At 41.2% G+C, this 25,826-nt stretch carries 14 protein-coding genes; 2 read left to right on the plus strand and 12 right to left on the minus strand.

The features are described 5' to 3' along the window. Nucleotides 1–4: 4 nt before the first annotated feature. The 3 genes from LXL81_RS28355 to LXL81_RS28365 all read right to left on the minus strand — a co-directional run bounded on the left by LXL81_RS28355 (nt 5) and on the right by LXL81_RS28365 (nt 5,492). Entirely contained in the window at nt 5–1,303 is a 1,299-nt protein-coding gene (locus LXL81_RS28355; protein WP_234651388.1) for a sigma-54 dependent transcriptional regulator, read from the minus strand. Nucleotides 1,304–1,370: 67 nt separating this feature from the next. Continuing rightward, nucleotides 1,371–2,828 carry a tRNA (N6-isopentenyl adenosine(37)-C2)-methylthiotransferase MiaB gene (gene miaB, locus LXL81_RS28360; protein ID WP_234651390.1) on the minus strand — a complete coding sequence of 486 codons (1,458 nt, stop codon included), beginning with the start codon at nt 2,826–2,828 and terminating at the stop codon, nt 1,371–1,373. 195 nt (nt 2,829–3,023) lie between these two features. Next, nucleotides 3,024–5,492 (minus strand): BamA/TamA family outer membrane protein, encoded by a 2,469-nt coding sequence (locus tag LXL81_RS28365; RefSeq protein WP_234651391.1) that lies wholly within the window; start codon nt 5,490–5,492, stop codon nt 3,024–3,026. Between LXL81_RS28365 and LXL81_RS28370 the strand changes: the two genes are divergently transcribed. Beyond that, complete coding sequence (locus LXL81_RS28370) at nt 5,492–6,247, plus strand: RNA methyltransferase (RefSeq protein ID WP_234651394.1); 756 nt, start codon at nt 5,492–5,494, stop codon at nt 6,245–6,247. The two genes, LXL81_RS28365 and LXL81_RS28370, sit on opposite strands and share 1 nt — an antisense overlap. Nucleotides 6,248–6,448: 201 nt before the next feature. Then, nucleotides 6,449–6,955: a hypothetical protein gene (locus LXL81_RS28375; protein ID WP_234651396.1), complete on the plus strand. Its 507-nt coding sequence runs from the start codon at nt 6,449–6,451 to the stop codon at nt 6,953–6,955. A gap of 70 nt (nt 6,956–7,025) precedes the next feature. Here the strand turns inward: LXL81_RS28375 and LXL81_RS28380 are convergent, their stop codons facing one another. The 9 genes from LXL81_RS28380 to LXL81_RS28420 all read right to left on the minus strand — a co-directional run bounded on the left by LXL81_RS28380 (nt 7,026) and on the right by LXL81_RS28420 (nt 25,801). Beyond that, nucleotides 7,026–7,820, minus strand: a complete 795-nt coding sequence (locus LXL81_RS28380; protein ID WP_234651398.1) for a queuosine precursor transporter — start codon at nt 7,818–7,820, stop codon at nt 7,026–7,028. A gap of 160 nt (nt 7,821–7,980) precedes the next feature. Then, nucleotides 7,981–9,225, minus strand: coding sequence for a pyridoxal phosphate-dependent aminotransferase (locus tag LXL81_RS28385; protein ID WP_234651401.1), 1,245 nt, complete (start codon nt 9,223–9,225; stop codon nt 7,981–7,983). Nucleotides 9,226–9,319: 94 nt separating this feature from the next. Then, nucleotides 9,320–10,777: a SusD/RagB family nutrient-binding outer membrane lipoprotein gene (locus tag LXL81_RS28390; RefSeq protein ID WP_234651411.1), complete on the minus strand. Its 1,458-nt coding sequence runs from the start codon at nt 10,775–10,777 to the stop codon at nt 9,320–9,322. Between the two features lie 9 nt (nt 10,778–10,786). Further along, nucleotides 10,787–14,071 (minus strand): SusC/RagA family TonB-linked outer membrane protein, encoded by a 3,285-nt coding sequence (locus tag LXL81_RS28395; protein WP_234651413.1) that lies wholly within the window; start codon nt 14,069–14,071, stop codon nt 10,787–10,789. Nucleotides 14,072–14,685: 614 nt separating this feature from the next. Continuing rightward, nucleotides 14,686–15,594 carry a DUF1735 domain-containing protein gene (locus LXL81_RS28400; RefSeq protein ID WP_234651415.1) on the minus strand — a complete coding sequence of 303 codons (909 nt, stop codon included), beginning with the start codon at nt 15,592–15,594 and terminating at the stop codon, nt 14,686–14,688. Nucleotides 15,595–15,605: 11 nt separating this feature from the next. Continuing rightward, nucleotides 15,606–17,171, minus strand: a complete 1,566-nt coding sequence (locus tag LXL81_RS28405; RefSeq protein WP_234651417.1) for a SusD/RagB family nutrient-binding outer membrane lipoprotein — start codon at nt 17,169–17,171, stop codon at nt 15,606–15,608. 38 nt (nt 17,172–17,209) lie between these two features. Further along, nucleotides 17,210–20,380 carry a SusC/RagA family TonB-linked outer membrane protein gene (locus LXL81_RS28410; RefSeq protein ID WP_234651419.1) on the minus strand — a complete coding sequence of 1,057 codons (3,171 nt, stop codon included), beginning with the start codon at nt 20,378–20,380 and terminating at the stop codon, nt 17,210–17,212. Nucleotides 20,381–21,292: 912 nt separating this feature from the next. Then, on the minus strand, nt 21,293–22,675 hold the full coding sequence (locus LXL81_RS28415; protein ID WP_234651421.1) for a SusD/RagB family nutrient-binding outer membrane lipoprotein: 1,383 nt from the start codon (nt 22,673–22,675) through the stop codon (nt 21,293–21,295). Nucleotides 22,676–22,699: 24 nt separating this feature from the next. Continuing rightward, nucleotides 22,700–25,801 (minus strand): SusC/RagA family TonB-linked outer membrane protein, encoded by a 3,102-nt coding sequence (locus LXL81_RS28420; RefSeq protein ID WP_234651423.1) that lies wholly within the window; start codon nt 25,799–25,801, stop codon nt 22,700–22,702. Nucleotides 25,802–25,826: the final 25 nt, after the last annotated feature.

Here is a 25,826-nt window from a genome sequence, read left to right on the forward strand (position 1 = left end):
ACACTTATTCTTCAATATCGTATTGCTTGATTTTCCGATATAACGTACGTTCGGAAATTCCCAATGCACTGGCTGCGTATTTTCGTTTGTTATTATTTTTGCGCAGTGCTTTAATGATCATTTCTTTCTCCTTGTCTTCCAGAGAAAGCGATTCTTCTTCGGCTGCTACATGCAAAACATCCTCAATTTCACCACGTTCGTCAGAATATCTGTCCAAATCAACAACTCTCGGTTGCTGCGGGGGCGTGAGTAATCTTGTCGGTTCAGAAGTTGGTGTAGAAACAACAGGTTCAGGATTGTTTATTGAGCTGAACAATTCCTGATGATCTTTCAATATATCACCACCATACTTTTCATTTTCCAACACGTTACGAACCAGCTTTTTAAGCTCCGTCATATCGCGGCGCATATCGAATAAAACCTTATACAACAATTCTCTTTCCGAAAAAGAGGTCGAAGAATCGTCGCCCTGTCTGAGCGGAACAAGTGCTTTTCGGCTAGAAGGCTGCAACGGGTTCAGGTAATTATTCAAAGTCGCTCCGTTGATAGGCAAATCCTTATCTGTTTCAAGGATTGTGATCTGCTCGGCAATGTTTTTAAGCTGACGAATATTTCCAGGAAATTCATATCGCATCAACAATTCACGCGCATCAACATCAAGCCTGACCGCTTTGGTACGGTATCTTTCAGAAAAATCATTGGTGAATTTTCTGAAAAGTAAAAGTACATCTTCACCACGTTCGCGCAAAGGTGGTACGTAAATCGGAACGGTATTCAGACGATAATATAAATCTTCCCGAAATCTTCCGTTATTGACTGCTTCCAGAAGATTCACATTTGTGGCAGCCACAACACGTACATTGGTTTTTAAAACTTTGGAAGAACCTACACGGATATATTCACCGTTTTCCAGAACACGTAGTAATCTGGATTGCGTACCTAATGGCATTTCTCCCACTTCATCCAGAAAAATGGTTCCACCGTTTGTCGTTTCAAAATAACCTTTTCTTGAATCCAGCGCACCGGTAAAAGCACCTTTTTCATGACCAAAAAGTTCTGAATCAATCGTGCCTTCCGGAATCGCTCCACAGTTAATGGCTATAAACGGACCGTGTTTTCTTGCACTGATACTATGTATAATTTTCGAAAATGACTCCTTTCCACTTCCGCTTTCTCCTGTTATTAAAACCGTAAGATCAGTTGCCGCCACCTGAACCGCCACATTAATGGCATGATTCAACGCAGGCGACGTCCCTATGATCCCGAACCGGTTTTTTATTGCTTGTATTTCTGTTGGATTCATTAATAGCGATTGGCTGTTAGCTTTTGGCAATTAGCCTTTTGTTGGTTAATGCAACGGACTATTTTAATTAAGCTAACTGTATTATTTCTTCCTCAACTACTGCTTTTCCACGCAGGGTAGCTGAGGTTGCATCTGTAATTAACACATTAACATAATCACCTTTTTTGAAATTTTCTCTTGGGAAAATAACCACTTTATTTTGGTCACTTCTGCCTGAAAAATCTTGATCTGAGCGTTTTGAGGTGCCTTCAACCAAAACTTTTTGGATTGTTCCGATCAGTTTCTGATTTTTTTCGGTAGAAATTCTTTGCTGTATTTCTATAATTTCAGCCAGACGCCTTTGTTTTACATCGGCCGGGATATCGTCAGCAAATTTCTTCGCAGCTGGTGTTCCCGGACGCTCAGAGTACGAGAACATATAACCAAAATCAAATCGCACATATTCCAGCAACGAAAGTGAATCCTGGTGCTCTTCTTCGGTTTCGGTACAAAATCCGGCGATCATATCATGGGAAATTCCGCATTCTTCACCCAGAATTTTCCGGATGCTGTCAATTCTTTCCAGATACCATTCGCGGGTATAAGTCCGGTTCATAATTTCCAGCACACGGCTATTGCCACTTTGTGCGGGTAAGTGAATGTATTTACAAATGTTATCGTACTTTTTGATCGTGTAAAGCACTTCATCCGTAATGTCTTTTGGATGGGAAGTACTAAAACGAACGCGAAGTTCCGGGCTGATCAGCGCGACTCTTTCCAGTAGTTTTGCAAAAGAAAAGATTTCTGTTTTGTTATCAGGATTAGCATATTTATAGCTATCCACATTTTGTCCGAGCAAGGTTACTTCTTTGTAGCCATTGTTAAACAAATCCTGCGCTTCCTTCAAAATTGATTCAGGATCACGGCTTCGTTCTCGTCCTCGGGTATAAGGTACCACGCAGAAACTGCACATATTATCACAGCCACGCATGATGGAAATCAGTGCTGTGATACCATTAGAATTCAAACGGACCGGAGAAATGTCAGCGTAAGTTTCTTCTCTTGAAAGAAAGACATTTACTCCTTTTTGTCCCGTTTCTGCTTCTTCAACCAATCTTGGAAGGTCACGGTATGCGTCGGGGCCGGTTACGATATCCACCATTTTCTCTTCTTCAAGAAGTTTGGCTTTAAGTCGTTCTGCCATGCAGCCCAATACGCCGATCAGCATACCCGGTCTTTTTTTCTTATATACATTCAGCTGTTTGAGGCGTGTTCTTACGCGTTGCTCAGCGTTATCTCTGATCGCGCAGGTATTCAGGAACACAAGATCCGCATTTTCCACATCAGATGTTGTAGCAAAACCTGCTTCCCGCATCACGGAAGCCACAATTTCACTATCTGCGAAATTCATCTGGCAACCGTAACTTTCTATGAATAAACGTTTTTTATTAGATATAGGCTCATTTTCTGAAACACGCACTGTCTCACACGCTTCTTTATCCGTTTCAGTCAATATTTTTAAGCTCTGCGCAATTCTGTTCTCCATTTGTCCGTGAAATTGAACGATATGTATTTCTTTGTTCGGAAGTCTTCTTATAATGATTTGTAATCACGATTTGTTCCGGGGACGAACTACAAAGCTACAAATAAAACGGCATAAACTGACAAACTGGCAGTGAAGTTGGATGTTAAGATTTCTTAAATAGGTTGATAGTTCAAAGTGTGGCCTAGTCAGGACTGATTAAAAGGGGTAGCCAACGCCGAGGTTGACGTTCAGGAAGTTTTCCTGTCTTCTATTGAACAGTTTATTAAATTCCAGTTTGTCGAGGACGAATTTATTTGTGTAGGGATCATAAATTTTTGTTCCGAAATCAAATCTTAATATAAAAAAGGAAAGGTCATAACGGATACCAAAACCTGTTCCGACTGCAATTTCCTTTAAAAAAGTATCGGGTTTTAATTTTTGAGCTTCAGGAGCTGATTTACTCAGGCTCCATACATTTCCGGCATCAATAAAAAGAGCATAATTGATATCTCCGAAGAATTTGGCAAGATGCCCGCGCCATTCAAGATTTCCTTCCAGCAAAAGATCTCCCGGTGCTTCGAAGGTTAGGTTGGAAGAGGTTGAACTTGATATCACACGGGGAGCGGCAGATCCGGGTCCAAGACGTCTTGGGAGCCATGCGCGTAAACTGTTGGAACCACCTGCAAAAAAGTATTTTTCATAAGGGGTAACATTGCCGCTGCCATAACTGTAAATAGCCCCGCTGTTTACCCGGGCAATAAAGGAGGATCGCCGGCCTGTTGGCCAGTAACGGCGATAGTCAATATTGGCTCTTAAATATTTGTAAAATTGAAGTTCGCCAAATATATCCTGTATCCAGCGTTGCTGACCAGGTAAAATATTCAGCGTTGTTCCACCTGATTCCAGGGCAACGCGCAGGTAGTGTGCATTTTTCTGCGGTCCGATAATAGAATTGGTATTGTGAACAAATGTCAGGTTTACATCCGATACAAATGAGGGCTGAAAACTGTATTTAAGGTTATTCCCTTGATCAAATAAGGTATCAAGAAGAATCTGGAAATCCGTACTTTTTTTAGTAGTATTAAGAATGTTCAGATCGATGAAGGATAAAGTCCACAGTGTTTTAGCTGTTGGCTGCCAGGAATAACTCATAGCAACTTTGACATTTGTCCGGGTATATTCAGGACGCTCCACATAATTATAACCTAAGCCAATCTGCGTTCTCGGATTGTACAGGGCCGATTTTCTCTGGAAGGAATGGACAGGAATCAGCAACCGGGGAAAAGTCAGCGAGGTGTTCAGCCCGATTTCCTGGCTTCTGTAAATGCCGTTGTTTTCAACAAAACCGGGCACAAGCTCGATACCGCCGCGAAGGTTGGCCTCGAAGTTTTCAAGACCGTTAAATACGTTTCGGATCTTGTAGGATAAATTGGCAAAGGGCCCGGGAGCACCCTGAAGCTGGATCACATTTAAACCTACATCCGCAGAAACCTGGTATTTTTCCAGAGGAACTGCCTGATAATGCACTTTCAGATTATGCCCCGTTGAATCAAAACTATAATTTACAAACCTGAACTGATCGGTCAAAGAAAGCTGTCGTTGTGTGTCTCTTTCGTTTTTCTGGCTATATAGCTGACCCGGACGGACAACGATTTTGGTATCCAGTATTCGTGGAGCAAACTTTTTATCTGCAAAAATATATTGGATTCCCTGAGAATAAACGGTATCTTTTTTAAAAAGAGAATCAGGTAATCCGGCCGGAGGCAGTACTTCAAAACGAACCGATTCAATGGTATAAGGAACCGGATTTTTTTCTTTTGCAGGCAAACTGACATTCACATTTACATCTACCGTTCTGAAAATGCTGTCAGTTTTTGGTTTGGTAATGGTATCATTGATCAGGAAAGAAACATTCTGACGGGAAAAGCCGAAGTATCCCTGATTACGCAGCAAGGTTTCGATCCTTACTCTTTCTTCTTCAAAAGCGTCGCCATCATATCTTTTTTTACTGATTAATACAGCGTCTTTTGAAGAAGATTTCAGCAGACTGTCAATCATCTGGTTTCTTACCTGATAATTAATATTGTCCAGAATTGTAGGACGATTTTCATCAATAAAATATTTTACCTGAATCCGTTTGAATGTTGTATCGTTTTTAAAAGTAACCGAGCTCTGGAAAAAACCATTGTTGTAAAGATATTTCTGCATCTTTTCAGCATTCTTCACAACCTCACTACGGATGTAATATACCGGCGCTTCTCCCAAAACACGCATCCAGAAATTACCTTCGTCAACCCGTTTTTGAGCGCGGGCCAGTTTTTTGGCATATCTTCTCTGAATCTTTTCTAATTGCCTGACATTATTTTCGTGTAAACGAGATTCTTTCTGATAATTTTGCGTCACCTCGATGACCTTACGCTGCTTTTCTTCTTTTTTGTAAAAAAGCTCTCCAAACTGGTAAATCCCAACTTTTGGAAAAATTGGCAAACTAAGGAAACGGCTGTTTGGTCTCTGCGGAATCAGGGCATCCAGGTCAGAATCGCTGATGACTTTGTTACCTTTGAAAGTAGAAGTGCCCAAAAAGTACTGACCTGTCGAAGTGCTTGTTTTCCGGGCGCAACCTGTCACTCCCAGGAAGAAAAGGAAGAAATATCCGAAATATGTAACCCTACAACTAATATTCAATGTTGTCTAAAAATCGTGTAAAATATATTAATTCTCTGAAAATCAAGAAGTACCGTCAGCTTCAAGAGGCGTTTATCATTGAAGGTGCTAAAAGTGTACTTGAATTATTAGCCTCAGAGTTTGAAGTTGAATTTGTATTGTCTACTCCGGATTTTCAACAAAAATACTCAAGTATTTTATCTGACCATAAAACTCTTGTCGAAACTGTTACGCCAAAAGAACTGGAAGGTCTGGGATTATTTCAAACCAATGATTCTTGTCTGGCTGTGGCAAAGACGAAAGATAACGTTTTTTTAAGCGCAGATATGCAGGAATATGCATTGATTTTAGATGATATTCGTGATCCCGGAAATTTAGGAACTATCATCCGGATTGCAGACTGGTATGGTGTAAAGAAAATAATCTGCTCACCGGATACGACTGATTTTTACAATCCAAAAGTTATAGCGGCAAGTAAAGGCTCGTTCACCAGGATTGATCTTTATTATACCAATCTTCCGGAATACCTTTCCCAAAACGCAAAAGATCGTACAATTATTGGTGCTTTTCTGGACGGAGATTCCATTTATGAGCATAAATTTTCAGCAGAGGGTGGTTATGTGGTGATGGGCAATGAATCCAATGGTGTCGGCCCGGAAGTTGAAGCTTTTATCACACACCGGATTACAATTCCAAGGGTAGGAGAGGCGGAATCTTTAAATGTTGGGATCGCGACTGCGGTAATGCTGGATAATATGAGGAGGATTGTTGGGTGAGGAGCTAACCATAATCAATTTCAGATTGGTATTTTTAAAGCCGGTCCGACGGTGAAAAAACCGTCGGACCGGGCGACCCGTCGGACGGCTTTTTTCTGCCGTCCGACGGGTTTTAAAAACTGATTATTTATAATCTGGTTACAACTATTTGATAGGTTTACTTGTCTGGATTTATATAAACTCATTTCTCAATTTCGTATCATGAAAAATCTGTTATCCTGCATATCCCTGTTGATGATTTTCTTACTATCTGTTGGTTGTAAGGAGGATAATGTGCAAAGTAAGGATATTTTCCTTGGAGGTGTTATTGTGGTGCAAAGTACAAATATTAGAATCAGTGATAAGGCTGGAAATGATCTTTTGAATCCTGCGAATGAAAACAGGATAAAAGATTTCAAAGTTTTCTATGTGAGGGATGGACAGAAAAAATTGTTTTTAGTGCCAAACCTGGATCATCCAATGGGTTACCAAATTGTAAAACATGGTCTGGAAAATTACTATTATTTGAAGGTTTTGCTTGATGGGGGAAAGGGTGTTAAGGAGACAACGACTTATCTTCAGGTAGAAAATGGAGAAATTGATGCAATTAAGTGCAAATATATGGAGAACACTGGTGCAAGTGTGATCTCTGAAAGAGTTTGGTTTAATGATCAGTTGATGTGGTATGCAGGAAAGGGAACAGAAAGTAGCTTTGAAATCATAAAATGATAATAAAAATGGAGTTCAAATTGAATTGAACTCCATTTTTTTTAATTATTGGTTCGGACTTACAGCGAACTCACAAGACCTCCCCATCATGCGCAGCATGATGCGCCAGCTCCTCAGCATATTCCTTACCCAAATACCCGTCAATAAAATAGTGGGCGATATACAAAATCGGAGTCAGCAAAATCGCGACACTACCTTTGTATAAATAATTAATACTACCCACTGAAAGAATCTGTTTCATATCCCAATTGCCGAAAATATAAAAGGCAATAGTCAAAACCACAAAACTGTCGACAAGCTGGGAAAACATGGTTGAGCCCGTGGCACGGAGCCAGATATGCTTGCTGCCTGTTCTTTTTCTCAACCATGAAAAAACAAAAACGTCCAGAATCTGGCCCAAGAGAAATGCCACAATCGAACCGATCATGATCCCTAATCCCTGGTTAAAAATTTTGTTAAAGGCGTCGTTAATATTGAAATGATTTCCATGACTATCCGTACTATTTACATCCAGCCAGAATTGTGCAGGAGGTAATTTTGTAGCAACAAAAATGGTCAGGAAAGTGTAAACAATAAATATCGCAGTCAGATAGGAAATTCTTTTGACACCTTTTGTTCCGAAATATTCATTGATAATATCGGACGTAATAAAAACAACCGGCCAGTTTACTACACCTGCTGTCATGTTGAAATCCAGTTTGGTGCCGCCAATCGGTATCTGGGCAGGATTTATTCCCAAAAGGGATTCAACGGAAAATATTTTTGTGCCGATAATTTCTGCGATAAGCGCATTGGTCAGAAAAATTCCGCAGAGCACAAGAAAGAGTCGTTGTCTTTTTTGCTCTGCCACTGATTGTTGGATCATAGGGTTGGGTCAGCTGTTGGCTTTTCGCGGTTGGGCGTTAGCTTTCGGCTTGTTTTAAGTTAGTTAACAGGAGAATTTTAAGTTGTAAAATATTGGCAAAAAAATAGCCATTAGCCGTAAAAAGCCAATAGCTAAATTCCTAACTGCTAAAAGCTACCTATCAGGCGATCACTTCTTCCACTGTGCGGGTTGACAATACCCGTCTTGTTTCAAGAAAATATTCCAGTTTGTCCATGGCCTGGTTTAACTCATCCATTGTCGGAAGAAAAACAATTCTGAAATGGTCGTCGGAAATATAATTGAAACCGGTACCGGCTACTACCAGAACTCTTTGTTCGCTGAGCAGGTCATATACAAATTTCTCATCATTTTCCAGACCGAATTTTTTCAGATCGATTTTTGGAAAAACGTATAAAGAACCTTTTGGTTTCACGCAGGTAATCCCCGGAATGGCTACCAGCCTGTCGTAAATCAGATTCATCTGTTTGTGTAATCTTCCGGTTGGAACGACAAGTTCCTTTATACTTTGATAACCACCCAGAGCAGTCTGGATTGCATATTGTGTAGGAACATTGGCGCAAAGACGCATACTGGCCAAAAGCAATAAACCTTCCACATAAGACTTTGCTTTTTGTTTGGCCCCGCTCAAAATCATCCAGCCACCACGGAAACCTGCCGACCGGTAGTTTTTCGAAAGTCCGCCGTAGGAAACGCATAATGTATCATGCACCAAAGATCCCATTGGATAATGCACCGCTCCGTCATATAATATTTTGTCATAGATCTCATCAGAAAAAATAATGAGACCATGTTCTTCGGCCATTTTCGCGATGCGCATCAGCACATCTTTTTCATATACTGCGCCGGTAGGATTGTTAGGATTGATTAGTACAATTCCCTTTGTGCGGGAAGTGATCTTGCTTTCCATATCTTCCAGATCCGGGTTCCAGTCCGCTTCTTCATCACATACATAATGTACAGGTTTGCCACCGCTCAATGCGATTGCTGCCGTCCATAATGGATAATCCGGAGAAGGAACAAGAATTTCATCACCAGGATTCAGCAGGGCCTGCATGGATAACAGGATCAGTTCACTAACGCCATTACCAATAAATATATCATTGATCTCAACATCCTGAATTCCGATGGTCTGGGTGTAGTGCATCACCGCTTTCCGGGCTGAAAACAATCCGCGGGAATCGGAATAACCTTGTGCATTACGGATATTCATAATGATATCATGCACAATTTCATCAGGAGAATCGAAACCGAATGGCGCGGGATTCCCAATGTTCAGATTATGAATTTTGAAGCCAAGGCTTTCCAGCTCTAATGCTTTTTCATAAGTAGCCCCACGAATTTCATATTTGAGATTGTTAAGGCGCTGACTTTTTAAGAATTCCATGCGTTTTTGATAATAAAGTACGAGGTCCAAATATATAAAAAAACGGGCAAAATTAAATTTTGCCCGTTTCAATTATTGTAGTATTAACTCGTGATTAGAATTTGTCCCACCAAAGTTTAGTCGTTGCAAGGTCACCGCCAATTGCCGTTGCAGCTGCTGAGCGGCTTGCCGGGTTAAGCGTTTGTTCGTTGATCGGGTAGATAATTCTCACTGGAATAGCTAAACCAGCCTGAGCGTTTCCGCCTGTTGGAGGAGACAATTTTGGATAATCCAATCTTCTCCATTCAACCCAAGCTTCGTATCCTCTGTTGTAAAGAGCGATCCATTTCTGCGTACCGATTTTTTGTTTCCAGTCACCAGTTGCAGTTGTATAGGCAACTCCTGGCTGTGCAAGATAAGCAGCAGCATCAGCAGGGCCAGTTGTCAAACTTGCCTGGCTTGCCCAATATGTAATTGAAGCAGTGATGGCTTTGTTATAATGATCTTCTGCACTTCCTGTGATAAAACCTCTTTCAACAGCTTCTGCCAAATCAAATTCAACTTCGCTGTAATCCATGTAAAGACCTTCCAATGTTGGATCGATGATCTTGGTACCTGGGTGAGAGAAATCAGAATATGTGTTAAGGAATCCGTAGTTACCACCCACATAAGTTCCGGCAGTAGTAGGCGTGAAGTAAATCGGTCTTCTTGGATCGTTAAGCGCGTTAAGCTTATCAGTAAAAGTAGAAGCGATTACATAATCCTGACGGCTTGAGAACAAAGCGTTCAAATTTTGAGCTACAGGGTTGTAGTTCGGTGGTGTGCTCACATAAGCGAAAGCAGCTTTGTCTGCATTGGAAGTGAAAACGTTTGGCGCAGCGGCCGCAACAAGTGCTTTTGCTTTTGCTTCGTCACTATCAGCAATGATAAGAGCCATTTTCAATTTAAGCGAGTTACCAAATTTTTTCCACTTAGTCATGTCACCTTTGTAGATCAAATCACCAGCACCAAAAGCAGCACCTGTTGTATTGATTGTTGCAAGAGATGCATCCAATCTGTCTAACAAAGAATAATAAACAGTTTTTGCGTCGTCATAAGCAGGTAGTGGATTAGTTGGATCCATGGCCTGAGTATAAGGAATGTTACCGAAAGTGTTTACAAGGATAGACCATGCATAGATTTCTGTAATTTCCAACTGTGCCAGTTGGTTAGCTTTTGCATCAGCAGCTACCAGAGTATTTGCGTTCAGAATGCGTTTTGATTCTGTAATATCAGAAATTACATCACGGTAGATTGCCTGCCAGAACGACTGAGGAATTGTACGCGCAGTCAAATTGTAGCGAGGCTCATCTAAATACGTGGTCGTGGACCACTGCTGAACATACAGACGGAAATTGTTAGTATTAACACTAGGCGTCGTGATATCATCGATCAGCCCTTTTAAGGCATTGGAGAACAAAGTTGCCGCAGGAACTTCCGTAGCCTTTTTTGTATCCACATTGTAGTCGTCCAGACTGTCAACACAAGCGGTTAACATGAAGATGGACGCAACAAGAATTGATAATTTTTTCATAATTATTTCTTAGAAACGGAATTTAACATTGAAACCATAACTTCTAACAGCTGAATAAGCACCACTTTGGTATCCACCTGCTCCATTACCTGTACCTGAGCTAAGCCCGTCTTCAGGATCTGAATATTCCATGTTTTTGTGAATGATCCAAAGGTTACGGCCAATAAGGGCAACGTTGATTTCTTTGAATGCACGTAGTTTAGATACAATAGCGTTTGGAAGTGAATAGTTAAGAGAAACTTCTCTCAATTTCACATAGCTACCATCGTAGATGTAAGCAGCACGAGGACCATTTGCAGCATAACCATAAGCAGTTGCACCGTTACCGTCGATATTCTGCGCTCTTACTGTGTTTGGAGTTCCGTCAGCTTGTACACCTGGGAACAATACACCACCACCTTGTGAAACTGGATCTCTTTTAGGATTTCCAAGTTCGTTCAAACCAGCTGTTACAGGATAAAGACCAGTTCCTTCGCCATACCACTGATCCAGTGACCAGATATCGCCACCTTTACGAACGTCAACAAGGAAGCTAAGTGCAAGGGATTTGTATCTTAATGTGTTGGAAACACCACCTAACCAATCCGGGTTTGGATTACCAATGATTTTGTCAGAAGCCGCGGTAGGTTTGTAGATACCGTTTGTTCCAACAATTTTTTGCCCAGCGTCAGTATAGCTAAAGTCTGTACCTCTGATAATACCGTAAGGATACCCACCGCCTGTTGGTTTTCCTGTTACAGGATCAACTTTAAGTGCTGCGTTCACTGTTACACCACCCTGGAAAGAGTTAATCTGAACGTTTGTTACATCACCATAAAGACTTAAAACTTCATTACGGTTTCTTGTAAAGTTAACATTCATTTTCCATGAGAAGTTCGAAGTCTGGATAGGTGTTATGAAGGCAGAGATTTCAACACCTTTATTCTGCATCTCTCCTGAGTTAACATATCTTGCTGTGTAACCAGTCGCAGATGAAATTGTTACCGGGATAATCTGGTCAAGCGTGTTCGTTTTGTACATTGTCAAATCGAAACCAATACGATCCTGAAGGAAAGAAGCTTCTAAACCAACTTCATAACTTTTTGATCTTTCAGATTTCAGGTCAGCATTATTTCTCGTATTTGGAAGTGAGAAGTAAGGTACAGAACCGATACCTGTTGGTTTGTCATACGTATTGTAGATAGACAAAGGAGGAGCGTCGTTACCAACCTCAGCATAGTTAGCACGGATTTTACCAGCTGTCAACCAAGTACTTGTTTTAAGGAAGCCAAGGTTTGAGAAGTTAAAGTTAGCTCCAACAGATGGATAAAAATATGTGTTGTTCGATGTTGGAAGCGTTGTTGATTTATCTTGTCTTGCAGCAAGTTCAAGGTTAATTAAACCTTTGTAGTCAAATGCAGCATTGGCAAAAATACCATCCACACCAATTTTCTCAACGACTTCTGTCGGTGCCTGAATAGCACTAACTGAGTTTGATAAAGAATAAAGATTTGGAACAACAAGACCACCATTGGTAGCAGAACGCATAGAAGACATTTTTGATCTTCTCATGTTTGTTCCCAAGGCTCCTGTAAAGCTAAGGTCTTTGTTAATAGCCTTACGGAAGTTAGCCAAAAAGTCAAGGTTGGTTTCGTAGAAAGTACGGTCAAATCTTGAATAAGAAGAAGTTCCTGAGCTACCGATAGCTGTACGTTCTTCCTGGAAATCCTGAGTTCCGTCGTATGAATAACGTCCCATTACGTCAACCCAGTCAGCGATTTTGTACATCAAAGCAACATTACCCTGGATGTGCGTACGCGCATCGTTGTTGTAGTTCTGGTAACGGTTGAAATAAGCGTTATCCGCATAAATAGGACCTGTTGGTTTTGTAGGATTGTTCCAGTTCCAGGTTACGTTTTGTGAATTACGGAAATATGCTTCTTTTTGTTCAAGAAGGTCAACGTTAGTTTGTGTCCACTGTCTGAAAGCCTGATTAGGGTTTTTACCGCTATAACCAGTTCCGTAACGACCCATACCTGTGATCTGGCTGAAGTTAACCGCAGCTGTTGCTGTTAATTTTGAAGTCAAATCATAAGAACCACCGAAGTTGAAAAGGTTTTTCTTTAAAGTACTGTTTGGCAATACACCTTTTTCGTCATTTCTTGTAAAACCAACTTTGAAAGTGCTTTTATCTCCACCACCGCTGATATTAATGCTTTGGTTTGAAGTAACAGCTGTTTCAAAAAACTTAACGGGTCCGTTTGAAGCTGCAACCCATGGTCTCATTTTTTGGTAATTTGGAGAGAACGGATCATGTGCATCCCACTGATAAACCATCAGACTTGGATCAAATTTTGCTCCAAAAGAAGCATCATCATCGAAACGGGCAATCGGACCAGTTCCTGAACCAAGGTTACCTGTGTAGAATCTTGCAGGGTTTACAGCACCAGTAGACAATTTGTCCCCGCCGTAACCTCCACCGTATTCATTCTGATATTTTGCGAAAGTACTTTTGTCGATCGTACCCCATGTAACACCACTGTTAACAGTTACATCAAAACTGTTTTTCTTTCCTTTTTTAGTTGTGATCATGATCACACCATTCGCAGCACGTGAACCGTAAAGCGCAGAAGCAGCAGCACCTTTCAGTACGTTGATAGACGCGATGTTGTCCGGGTTGATATCCTGCGCAGCATTACCGTAGTCAGCACCTGCACCACCACCTTGTTGTGTTGTAGAGTTATTGTTTGCATTTGAAACAGGAACTCCGTCAATTACCCAAAGTGCCTGGTTGTTACCTGTCATCGATTTAAAACCACGAATAACAACGTTGGTAGAACCACCCATTGCATTCGAAGATTTAATATCCATACCAGCCACTTTACCAGCAAGAGCGTTCATAACGTTAGGGTTACGAGACTGCGTGATTTGTTCAGCAGAAACACCCTGAGCTGCATAAACAAGCTCGTTACGTTTTCTTTCAATCCCCTGTGCCGTTACCACAACTTCCTGAAGCTGGCTAACGTCATTTTTAAGGGTAACATTTAAAACAGATTGTGATCCAACAGTTGCTTCCAGTGTTTGAAATCCGATGAAACTGAAAACAAGTGTAGCTCCTTGTGAAACTGCAATCGAATACTCTCCTTTAGCGTCTGTTGTCGATCCCCGGTTAGTTCCTTTTACGGAAATATTCACACCCGGCAATGTTGAGCCGTCTTCTGCAATGACCTTACCAGTCAGGGAGCGATCTTGGGCGTACGCCTGTGTGCCCAAGAGCAGCAAGCATCCCAATAACGATAATAGAATCTTCCTCATACTTTAAAAATTAAGTTAGGTTTTATTAAGAAAATTTAATGTTGCAAAAGTAATTATTGTTTTAACCATTACAAGGTATTTTTGCAAAAATTCAAAATTTACTTTGGCACTAGACGTGGTTTCCTGATATAATATTATAATTCTTAGTAATTATCTAGTATTAAATGCGAAAATTGCAATTATGTCTGATGCCGGTTTTGGTATAAATAAAATAGGATTATTACTATAATGTTAAGAAAAATCAGTCGTATTTTCAGAACGGTACAGAAGATACGTAAAACAGGATTTTGTAGACAACATTGCGAATTGTCCAAAAAATGAGCGTAAACATTGCCAATTTTTAATTTAATTTTAACAAAAGCATTAAACTTCTATAATCTACGTTTAATGGTATAATTTGTTCTTCCAAGATTGGATACTTATCATTGAAAAAGCATAATGAGAACAGTTATTCAAAATTATATTTGGAGTTTGAGATTTTTTATGGAATAAAAGTAATTACTGAAATTTTCATTTTAAATAGTTTACATATTACAACTTTGGGTTACAAAAAAGAGCAGGAGTAGCAACACATATGATGTGCCGCTACTCCCGCTAGTCAAAAAATGCTTCTGTTATTTATAAAAAGTGTCTGTTATATTTCTATAAGCTGAGCCGTTAAACACTACATAATTAATCACAAATTTGGTGTTGTTTTCAGTTACGGTAATTTTTGGAGCCGTGACCAGAGTTATAGTTCCAACAGGATAAACTTCTGCCACATCATCAGGATCGATAACAGCAGTAAAGTCGGATAACACTCCATTTGTATTGGTAAAGGAAATTAGATAATGGGTGTTATAGTATCCTGTTGATACTTTGATTGTGGTAGGATCCACAGGAGAAAAAATGGTTGACTTCCCCTTAAAAGATGAAGTGCTGGCAACAGATTTATCCTGGCTGTCATACCGATCGTAATCCCACGAATAAGCACCACCAATCGGGTTGCCGATGGCGTGGAAATAGATATGGCCAAAATTTGAGCTGATGTCAATATTACCATCATTTGTTGCAGTAACCGGCAAAGCGAAATTTTTGGTAGCATCTATTTTAGAAGGATAGAAAATCACTTTGAACTCTGCTGATCTTTCACCTGCTTTGATTACCGCTGTTTTATTAATGAAAGTATAAAGACTATCCGGCATCAAAACATACTTAATAGAATCGCTGGCAAAATTATCGTTTGCAGCATTTCCATTAACCGTCAGATTGATGGTCAGATCTTTGCTCAGTTCTTTAGAGCCCTGAAGGGAAACTACAAATGTGGCAGTATCGGCCTCATCTGTTGCCGGATAAGTAAGTGCTGCATTGGCATAATAAGTCAGCCCTGAATTTATCGTAGTTCCTCCCGGAGGGATATACAGCAATTCAAGTATCGACTGTGAGGAGTCTGCCGGGATATTCTGCTCGTCGCCATCCAGGCAGGATGTTAAACTCAATGCCGCGGCCAGAAAGAAAATTGATTTTATGATGGATCGTTTCATGAATGTCATTTTTATTTTGCCCAGAAAATAAGTGTTGTGAATGGACTGATTCCTTGTGGTAAGTTCGCAGCGTTAAACGATGCCTCAGAAGCAGGATACAAAATTCTTGTAGGTAACCTGTCAGGGCGCGGACTTTGCGAAACGGTGGAAGCAAATGTTCCGCGTGCACTTGTTCCGCTCACGGCAGGGTAGCCGGTCCGTCGGTATTCGTTCCAGCCTTCATTACTGTTCACAAAATTCAATGCAATATATTTCTGCGTAACGATTGCTTCGATCTTACGTGCATCCGTTGTTGCCAAAGTGAAGTTTGCAAGATAATTTGTCTGGTTTTCAGCGATGTATTTTGCTGCATCACCAGCCGCATCACCTGAAAGTGTTTCGTCCGGTAATTGATATATATAATCAAAGGAAGCCTTGATGCCATTTTCAAAAAGAACTTTTGCATCTCCGGTTTTTAAAATTCCTCTTACAACCGCTTCGGATTGCAGGAAGTAACTTTCAGCAGCAGTAATGACAGGGTAGCCGGCATCAGGACCTTTCAAAGTGCCGGGTACATCACCCGCAGTTGTTCCGGTACGGTCGGTACCAGAATACCAGAATCCACCAGTTGGGCTTGATGGTACTGTGTTGTTTTCAACACCAAGCTGGTTTACACCAGTTGCGGGAAACTTGTAGTAAATGGCAGCACCTCTTCCTTCGTCTTTCAACTTACTTCCATCATAAAAACTCAGGATGAAATTGGTCGGAATCCAGGATTTTGTTGCCGCAGATCCCGTGTAAGTATATGCCCACTGGTTCCATTGCGGATTTTGTCTGTTGGCATCTCTTGTATAACCAGGGTTGATTAGTGCGTCGTCCGTTAAAAAACCTGCCGCATCAAATGCTGAATTTGCAAAAGTTGTTTTACCGGTTGCGCGTACAATAAGTCTTAGTTTGATTGTATTTGCCAGCTGCAACCATTTGGTCATATCACCTTTAAAAAGTACATCGGCCGCACCGAGGTTGATCATGGTTTTACCTGCTGCTTTTGCTGCATTTCCTGAATTGATGGTCGCAATGGCAATGTCGAGCTGTGCTGCAAGATCAGTGTAAATTGCTGCTGCTTCATCATATTTAGGCGTCAGGAGATTGGCTCCTTTTAAAGCGTCTGTATACGGAACATTACCATAAGTATCAACCAGCAACTGAAATCCATGTGCTTTCATGATCTTTGCTGCCGCATTGTAAAAACTGTAAGTCTCGTTTCCTTCGGTATTGTCAATGATATATTGAAAATCCTGAAGATTGTCATAGCTGTTTGGCCATAGATCTGAGAAGTTATTTGAATTGTAGTTATAAGTAACCAATTCATTAAAACCTCCGTATCCACCGGCATTGGCTCCATAACCACCGGTTTCCATTCCGTAGGTATTATACCGGTTCAAAACCTGGGCAGTTGCCGCGATTGCCTGCGGTAGCACGAGCTCCGGTGAAACGGTTGTTGCCTGATTGGTATTGGTATTTACGTCCAGATAGTCATTACATGACGTACCAAGCACAGTTAATATCAGAAAAGTAACTATATGTAATTTTTTCATTTTTTCAATTTTATTAATTCAAGATCTGAATTGGATCATTAAAATTTAAACGCCACAGTTCCACCAAAATAGCGTGTAGGAGGCGTCTGGTTTAAGCTGTTAAGACCACCGCCGTTATTTCCTGCACCTGCACTGCTGTATTCAGGATCTGTATACAAGTTGTCTTTCGCCATCCATAGGAACAAGTTTCTTCCCTGAGCACTGATGGTAACATCTTTAATGAAATTTGTTTTGCTCAATAGTGAAGAAGGCAGCGAATAAGAAAGGGAGATCTCTCTCAGTTTGATGAAATTACCGGAAGTAACATAGTTTGAAGTAACATTACGGTTGATACCATCAGACCAGAATCCGTTGTTTCCGTTTCCATTGGCGATAGAAATTGTTTTATTTTCTACATAACTTCCGTCAGCAGCCTGGTAAACCGAGTTTGGGAACACAAAACTTTCGCGGTTGTAAACAGCAGTTCTGTAACCTGTTCCTGACCAGTCCAATTCAGGGCCAATACCATTGAACACTTTGTATCCGCCGCGGTATTCAAACAAAACAGAAAAACGAATTGATTTGTAGCTGATGTTTGCGTCCATACCCACACGGTTTTTTGGCGTTGCGTTACCAAGTACCTGAAGGTTTTCAGTTTGTGTAGGAAGTCCGGATGAAGAATTCACAATCACGCGGCCCTGTGGATCTCTTACATAATCATAACCCATAATAACCGGGAACGACATACCTGCAACAGCCGATGATATAGCATTACCAGAAGTTGAAAGTGTCAAAGTTGGCAGGTCTGCGGAAATATAATTTACTGTGTTTTTCAGATAAGTATAGTTTCCACCCACAGTCACATTCCAGTTTTCTGTTTGTACCGGCGTTACGTGTAGGCTTAATTCAAGTCCTTTACTTTGTGTCTGGCCCACGTTGGTAAGCAAATTGCTGAAACCTGTACTGTTTGACAAAGAAGTTGTTACTGTCTGGTTATTGGTTTTGGTGTTGTACCAGGTAACGTTGGTTGTAACGCGGTTGCTGAGAAGATTTAAATCAAAACCGAATTCATAACCTTTTGTAATTTCAGGTTTCAGATTATTTGATACCAGGGTATTACTTAATGAATAACCGGCAAGGCTGCCATAAGGGAAACCATTGGCGGTACCATAACTCGTGTTACTGCTAAAAGTTGGCAAAAGCTGATACGCACCAAAGTTGTTAGGATCCGAGCCATTACCAAGGTTTACCTGCCCAACTTTCGACAAACCACCTCGCAATTTTAAATAGTTTATCACTTTACTTTCGCGGATCAGTGGAATTGCTTCATATGCATCAAATGCCAGTTCAGCAGATGGATAGAAGAAAGATCGGTTGTTTACAGCCAGTCTGGAATCCCAGTCGTTACGGCCCGTTGCGGTAAGGAAAAGGTAATCTTTAAAACCAACAGTTACTTTTCCATATGCACCCACCTGACGTGTTCTGAAATCTGCTTCGGAGTAAGTAGGTGAGCCGGTACCATTGCTCAGGTTATACAGATCTTTTACGACAAGACCGCTGATTCCGGTTACTAAATATTTAGCGTCGTTCTGTGTTAACTGGCCGCCTCCGATCACATTGAAGTTGAATGCGCCAACCGTTTTGTTAAATTGTGCCAGAACATCCGTTAAAAGCTGTGTCGTATTGTTGCTCGTTTCCGTCACAGAAGAAGGAATATCTGACTTCGAACTTGACTCCGTATTTTTCGCGTAGTCGGTATAGGTGAAGCCCTCAGTTGTATACTTATTGGTGTAGTATCTGCTGGAAATACCTTGGCGCGCGATCAGATCCAAACCTTTGATGGGTGAAATTTTGATTTCAAGGTTACCAGTCAAATAATCGTTTTTGTCAATTTCACGATTGGTTTCAGCTACAAAATATGGGTTTAAATACCATGGGTTGTAAAATCCATTCGGATTGGCAAACTTATCAGTACGCCAGTTTTTGTATTTCGTAATGTCCACATTCGACGGCATATTCAACATACTTGAATAAATAGATCCCGTCTGAGATGTGATGTCATAGCGGTTTGGAGCAAAAGAAGTACTGTAAGTCACATTCACGATTTTTCCAATTTTTCGTGAACCGTTAACACGTATATTGGCACGATTGAATTTGTCGCCCGGCGTAGTTCCCTGCGTTTTAACAAACTGGCCTGATACATAAAGGCTGGATTTGTCGTCGCCGCTGGTTAGGGAAAAGTCAGTCTGGCTTGTAAGTCCGATATTCCAGAACTTGTTGTGCCCATCCTTGTAAGAATATGACGTAGAATCCTGACTTCCATCTTCAAGCGGAGAGCCGATTGGCCTCACGACACCATCAAATGCTGGTCCGTAGGATTGGTTTTCCAAATAGCTATAAGTAGGAGAGCCCACGCCATTGAGTCCGTATGCAGATCCGCCCGCGCCAAATTTTTTCTGAATTTTTGGTAAAAAAGCAACTTGCTGGGCCTGAACTGTTTGTGATACGCTGATCTCGGTTCTTCCGTTTTTACCTCTTTTCGTGGTAATCAATACGGCACCATTAGATGCCTGCGAACCATAAAGCGCAGCCGCACCTGATCCATTAAGGATTACGACCTGGTCAACATCATTCGGGTTCAGGTTACTCAATACGTTTGACGGGACAATCACGTTGTCCAAAACAACAAGTGCCTGATTATTACCCGTTAAAGAACGTTGTCCACGCAGAACCAGACGAAATTCCGGATTCACACCACTGCTTGTTCCGCTGATCTGGAAACCTGCTACTTTGCCCTGCAAACCGCTGGCAATATTAACAGCTTTACCGGCAGTCAGAACCTGGGAAGTCACCACCGAAGCGGCAGTACCCAGTTCCTTTGTCTTCGTCTGAAAACCTCCTGCTGTTGTGATGACAACTTCACCCAATTGTTGAAAATCAGGTGCCAGACCAACGTCCACTACCGATTTGTTACCAACAACAAGTTCCTGCGTTTTAAAACCAATGAAAGAAAATGTCAGGCTGCCTCCCGCTGGTACACTGATTTTATAGGTACCTTTTGTATCAGTCGTTGTTCCTACACTTGTCCCTTTCAATACGACGTTAACACCGGGCAAATATGACCCGTCCTCTCCGGATGTTACAGTACCTGTAACTTGTCTTTCCTGAGCCCACAGTAAAGATGAGCAGGAGCATACCAAGAGGATGCTCCACAGTAAAACTTTCTTCATTTATAAATTTAAGTTAGGTTGGAAATACAAAATCATTGGTAAAAGGTATTGTAAAACGGCCTTGACAGATAAGCTCGTGCTCAATCTGAAATAAAGAAATAACACAATTTAAAAGTCCATCTCTAATTTCCTGATTAACCAAACTAAAACGGTTTAGTTTTTAGGTAAAAAAATATTGTAACAGGAAGGGAATTACGAGGAAGGGGAAAGCCGGTTTAAATTCTTAAACGCTGTTCCTTACCGCAATGATTGCGTGGAGCACCCCTAAGTTGCAGATGGATCTGTGCATACTGGCACAAGACATCCATTGAAGAAAGTATAATTTTTGTCATTGTTGAGTATAGGTAGATAGCTTACTTTTTGTGTCTTAACGTTACAAAAGTATGGATTGTTTTAACCTACACAAGGTTTTTTTTGAATATGTCAAAATATACTTTGGCATAATGTTATTTTGACTGCAATTATTTCATTAAAAGTTGTCTTTTAGCAATATGTATCTGACATTTCGAATTTTAAAGTTAATACAATTAAAACATTTTTAAATTGAATATTTTCAATACTGGCGGTAACGTACTTTTATATATGATTGAAAGCATCACTTGATTAATATTGCAATTTGTTATAAGAACTGATTCAATTGTTGCTGATTTTTAAAATATTGGGCGAAATATTGATGATTTGGTATAATCTACGTTTATGGATATAGGTTGTAAAGTAATTGTTAACCATAACATCGTTTATAGTTACATTTTGAGGACTAAAACGGAATTTTATTTGGTTCGCATAGCATTGATAAAATATTTTACTTATTTCTTATTTCATAGATAATTTTCCGGGTTAGTATAAAAACAAACGAGTTGCCTCGTCATTTGGAAGCAACTCGTTTGTTTTTGCTCAATTCTTTGAATAATACTACTTATCCCACCAAACCGGCGTGTAAATATCACTCACCACAGTTGCATTCGGATTGTTAACCCGTTCGTCCTGTGAAGTTGGTAAGCGTAGCGGGATCTGCTGTTTTGATGAATTCGGATTTGCTGTAAGTTTTGGAAAACCTGTTCTGCGGAAATCATTATATGGTTCAATCTGTGTGAAAAGCGCAACGTATTTCTGAGTTATCAGTTTCTCCAAGGTCAAAGACGAGGCAGTTTCAGAGGCAGTTGTTTTGGCAAAATCAGCTGAGATGGTGCTTCCCGTTACACGTTTAACAGATGAAGTAACGGCAATGTTGTAAGCTGCCGCAGCCTCTGCCGTTTTGCCTAATCTTAACTGCGCTTCTGCCTGGATAAATTTAGCTTCCGTATAGGTAGCCAATGGAATCGGCGAATCAGCAGAAGCAATGGCTGGTCCCGGATCCGAAGTAGTAGTCTGGTCCTGATCATCCACAGGTGTGCCTGAATACTTTCCGTCTTCATCAAGCGTAGCAAAAAATGGCAAACGGGGATCTTTGGTTGTCGCCATAAAATCAATAAAAAATTTACCCATTTTCAGGTAATTTGTACGGTTGTTATAGTAATCGTACCACTGATTGTAGGTATTTCCGGTATTGTAAAACATTGCATTCATGTCACTGGCAGACGAATCTACTTTGGCAAGATATTCCAATGCTTTTGTGGCACTTCCGGAAGGATCACTCTGGCTCAAACGGTTTGCATAACGCGACTTGATGATATAGGCTGCATTAATCCAGTTTTTGGTATTACCTCCAAAAATCAGATCGTCCGCGCCGGGAATAAATTTATTGGCTGTTGGCGCTGTGCTTAGCGCGACAATCGCTTCATCAAGCAATGTCTGGATGCTTTTAATCACATCTTCCTGTTTGTCATATTTTGGATTAAAGTTTCCGGAAAGTGCTTTAATGGCTTCCGTATAAGGGACATCACCCCAAAGATCCGTTGCTACGCCAATATTCAATGCAGTTAGAATTTTCGCCATACCTGCATAATAAGGATTTTCAGCGCCGTAATCATTGATCAGTGTAAGTGTGTTATTTAATGAACCATTATACAAATTGGCCCATTCGTTGGTTACATCCGCTTCTGTAATGGTGTAATTTGCAAAAGCCTGTGTCTGCGAGCCTTCAGAAGTTCCGGCAGTTTGCTGGACCAGCATACTTGAAACACGGCCGAGCTGTCCGCCATAAGCTGCAAAAGTTGAAACCTCCGCGCCCGTCAGAAGCGAAGCGGCCGTTACCGTTTCCGGATCGTTTGGATTAACGCCGTATTCATCAAATTTATCTTTGCACGACGTTGCGGCAACGGTCAGGGCAAGAAATGTTATTAATATCTTTTTCATAATAGTTACAATGCTTTGTGGAAATTAAAATCCGATGTTTACGCCGAAAATATAAGATTTGCTACCTGGGTTATTGAAGTAATCAAAGCCCTGCAAGTTGGAACCGGCACCCGTTAAGCTCGTTTCCGGATCTACACCTTTGTAGTTTGTATTGAGGTATAAATTGCGGCTTGTGAAAGAGACATCAACATAATTGACATATTTCTTGAATTTGAAACGGTAGCTCAAACCCACTTCACGCAAACGGAACCAGTTAACGTTTTCCACAAATTGTTCTGCCGCCGCACCGCCATCACCAACATAACTGCTGAAATAACTCAGTGCTGTAATTTCTTTTGTATTGGCTTCACCGCTTGCGGTAACACCTGGTATGACGTAAGTTCTCTCACGGTCAGCAGATTCTTTGGTCACACCGATACGGTTCAGACGTGCATAGGTTCCATTCCAGATTGCTCCGCCATGTCTGACATCGATCAGGGCAGTGAGGCTTATGCCGCGGTAAGTAAATGTGTTGCGTAAATTGCTAAGCCATTTTGGATATGGATTTCCAATATTTCCCTGCGCAGCTTGTTGTAATGGAATTCCGTTTGAACCAATAATCAGATCTCCCTTGTCATTGCGCTGCCATTTTGTACCATAAAGCACACCCAGCGGTTCTCCAACAATGGCATAACCGCCTATACCTGTGAACGCATTTTCAAGACTTAATTCCTGTACGCCTTCGGCCAGTTTTAAAACTTTGCTTACGTTTTTAGACCAGTTTAAACTGATATCCCAGCTGAAATTCTGCGTTTTTACTGCATTGGCAGAGATCATTACTTCCACACCGCGGTTGCGCAACTGGCCTGAGTTGGTATATTCTGCTGTAAAACCTGATGCGGGTGCCGTGGGTCTGTCCAGTAAAATATCCTCCGTTTTCTGGTTGTAAACCGTAAGATCCAAATCAAAACGTTGTTTCAGAAATTTCATATTCAACCCGATTTCATTCCCGATCACACGTTCCGGTTTAAGATTCTTATTTCCAACAATCTGGTTGTAGTAAGAGTAACCGTTAACGCCGTTATAAGGGAAGCTCAAACCGTTTGTAAATCCGTCGGTAAAAGATGGTTTACCAAAATAAGTCTGATTTCTGTAAGCGGATGGGGATATACCGGCTTCTGAATATGCGTAGCGTAACTTTCCAAAACTGACAATATCTGAACTGAACAATTCACTGAAAACCCAGGAAACGTTTGCCGATGGGTAAAAGAAATTGTTTTTGCTTTTCCCGAAAGTTGAAGACCATTCATTTCTTCCGGTAAGCGATACATAAAACTGACTTGCATAATCAAAATCCAGCTGTCCGAATACCGCCGTGGTAAACTTCCGCTGCGTATCGTTGGAAGCATAAAGTTCAGAAGCATTTCCAAGATTATAGAAATTCTGAACGGTCAGGTTCCGGCCTCTTTGGAAATTATCGTAGAAATTGGCAGAGGTAACATTGTGACCTACTGTATAATTGATACCAAATTTGTCGGAAGCTTTTACTTCTCCACGGAAAATCAAATCCCCGTAAATATCACGACTATTCACATTATCAAAATTAACCTGGCCATAACCAACCGAGTTGTCATCACCATTCGAGCTGATCGCATAAATCTGCTGGCGACGGTCGGAGTATGAATCGACGCCCAGTTTATAGGTTACGTCAAAATATTTATTGTGGTGATAGTTCAAATAGATATTTCCTAAAACACGGTTGATTTCGTCTCTGAAAGGATTTTCATAAGCTGAATACAAAGGATTGTCATAAGCAGAGAAATAGGTCCTGTTGTAACCATTATCATATTTATATTGCCTGATATCAAAAGAAGCCGGCGTCCGTAAAAGGCTTAGCATGGTTCCTGCCACATTACTTCCGTTCTGGGATTTGATCCCGCCCGAATTGATATAGTTCACAGTTCCACCCACCTTGAAATTATCAGTCAGATAACTGTCCGCAGTCAAACGGACTGAGTTTCTCTTATAATCCGTGTTTGGAATAATACCGTTTTGTGTCAGATTTCCCAGAGACAAACGGAAAGACGACTTATCGTTCCCGCCGGAAAGTGTTACGTTAGTATTATGAGAAACGGCGGTTTTAAAGAAGTTACCAGGATTGTCGTATGCTTTCAAAGATGGATCGGAAGAGATTTTTGGTCCCCAGCTGCTGGCTGTTCCCAAAGAAACGTCATCATCGGTCCCATGTCTTAAATCCGGCCCTGGATCTGCTGTTAAGTAATTGCCACCTGTTCCCTGTGCATATTCTTTTTGCAGCTCAGGTAATTTGTTGACGTCTGAAAGTTCAAGACGATAGTTAACTGTCACGCCTATACCTTTTTGTTTTTTGCCTCTTTTGGTAGTATACAGAATGGCGCCATTTCCGGCGCGGGCTCCGTAAAGGGCAGAAGCGGCCGGTCCTTTCAAAATGGTGACAGATTCAATATCATCAGGATTGATATCCAGTGCCCGGTTTGAGTTATTTACACCACCCAAATTGGCATTGAATGGATAATCGCCTGCCGAAGAAGTGACAGTTTCGTTGTTGATAGGAACACCATCCACGACGATAAGAGGCTGCTGCTCACCGGTAAATGTTGCAGGACCTCGTAAAACAATTTTACTGGAAGCACCCGGCAAACCAGATGAGCCTGTAACAATAACCCCGGCAGTTTTACCGGCCAGGCTTTGTACAATATTGGCTTCTCCGGATTTGGCAAGCTGGTCGCCATTCAAATCTGAAACTGCGTATCCAAGTGACCGTTTTTCCCGGACAGCGCCCAAAGCTGTCACGACAACTTCGCTCAATTGGTTAGGCCCGGCGGCTAGTATTACATTGATAACAGACTGGTTGCCGACAACCACTTCCTTTGATCCGAAACCTATAAAACTGAATATCAATGTAGCGCCCTGGCTCACCTGTATGCTGTAATTCCCCTGGACGTCGGTCGTTGTGCCGTTTGTTGTTGATCTGACAGCAATATTAACTCCCGGCAGTGTGGAGCCGTCGTCTGCTGTAACCCTTCCGGTTACGGTGACATTCTGGGCATAAAGCTGATGGCTAAGCAGCAGTGAAATACCCAATAGTGATAATAGAAACTTCCTCATACAGTAACGATTAAGATTGTGCTAA

The organism is Dyadobacter sp. CY356 (genome assembly GCF_021440195.1).
In the GTDB taxonomy this organism is placed as follows: domain Bacteria; phylum Bacteroidota; class Bacteroidia; order Cytophagales; family Spirosomataceae; genus Dyadobacter.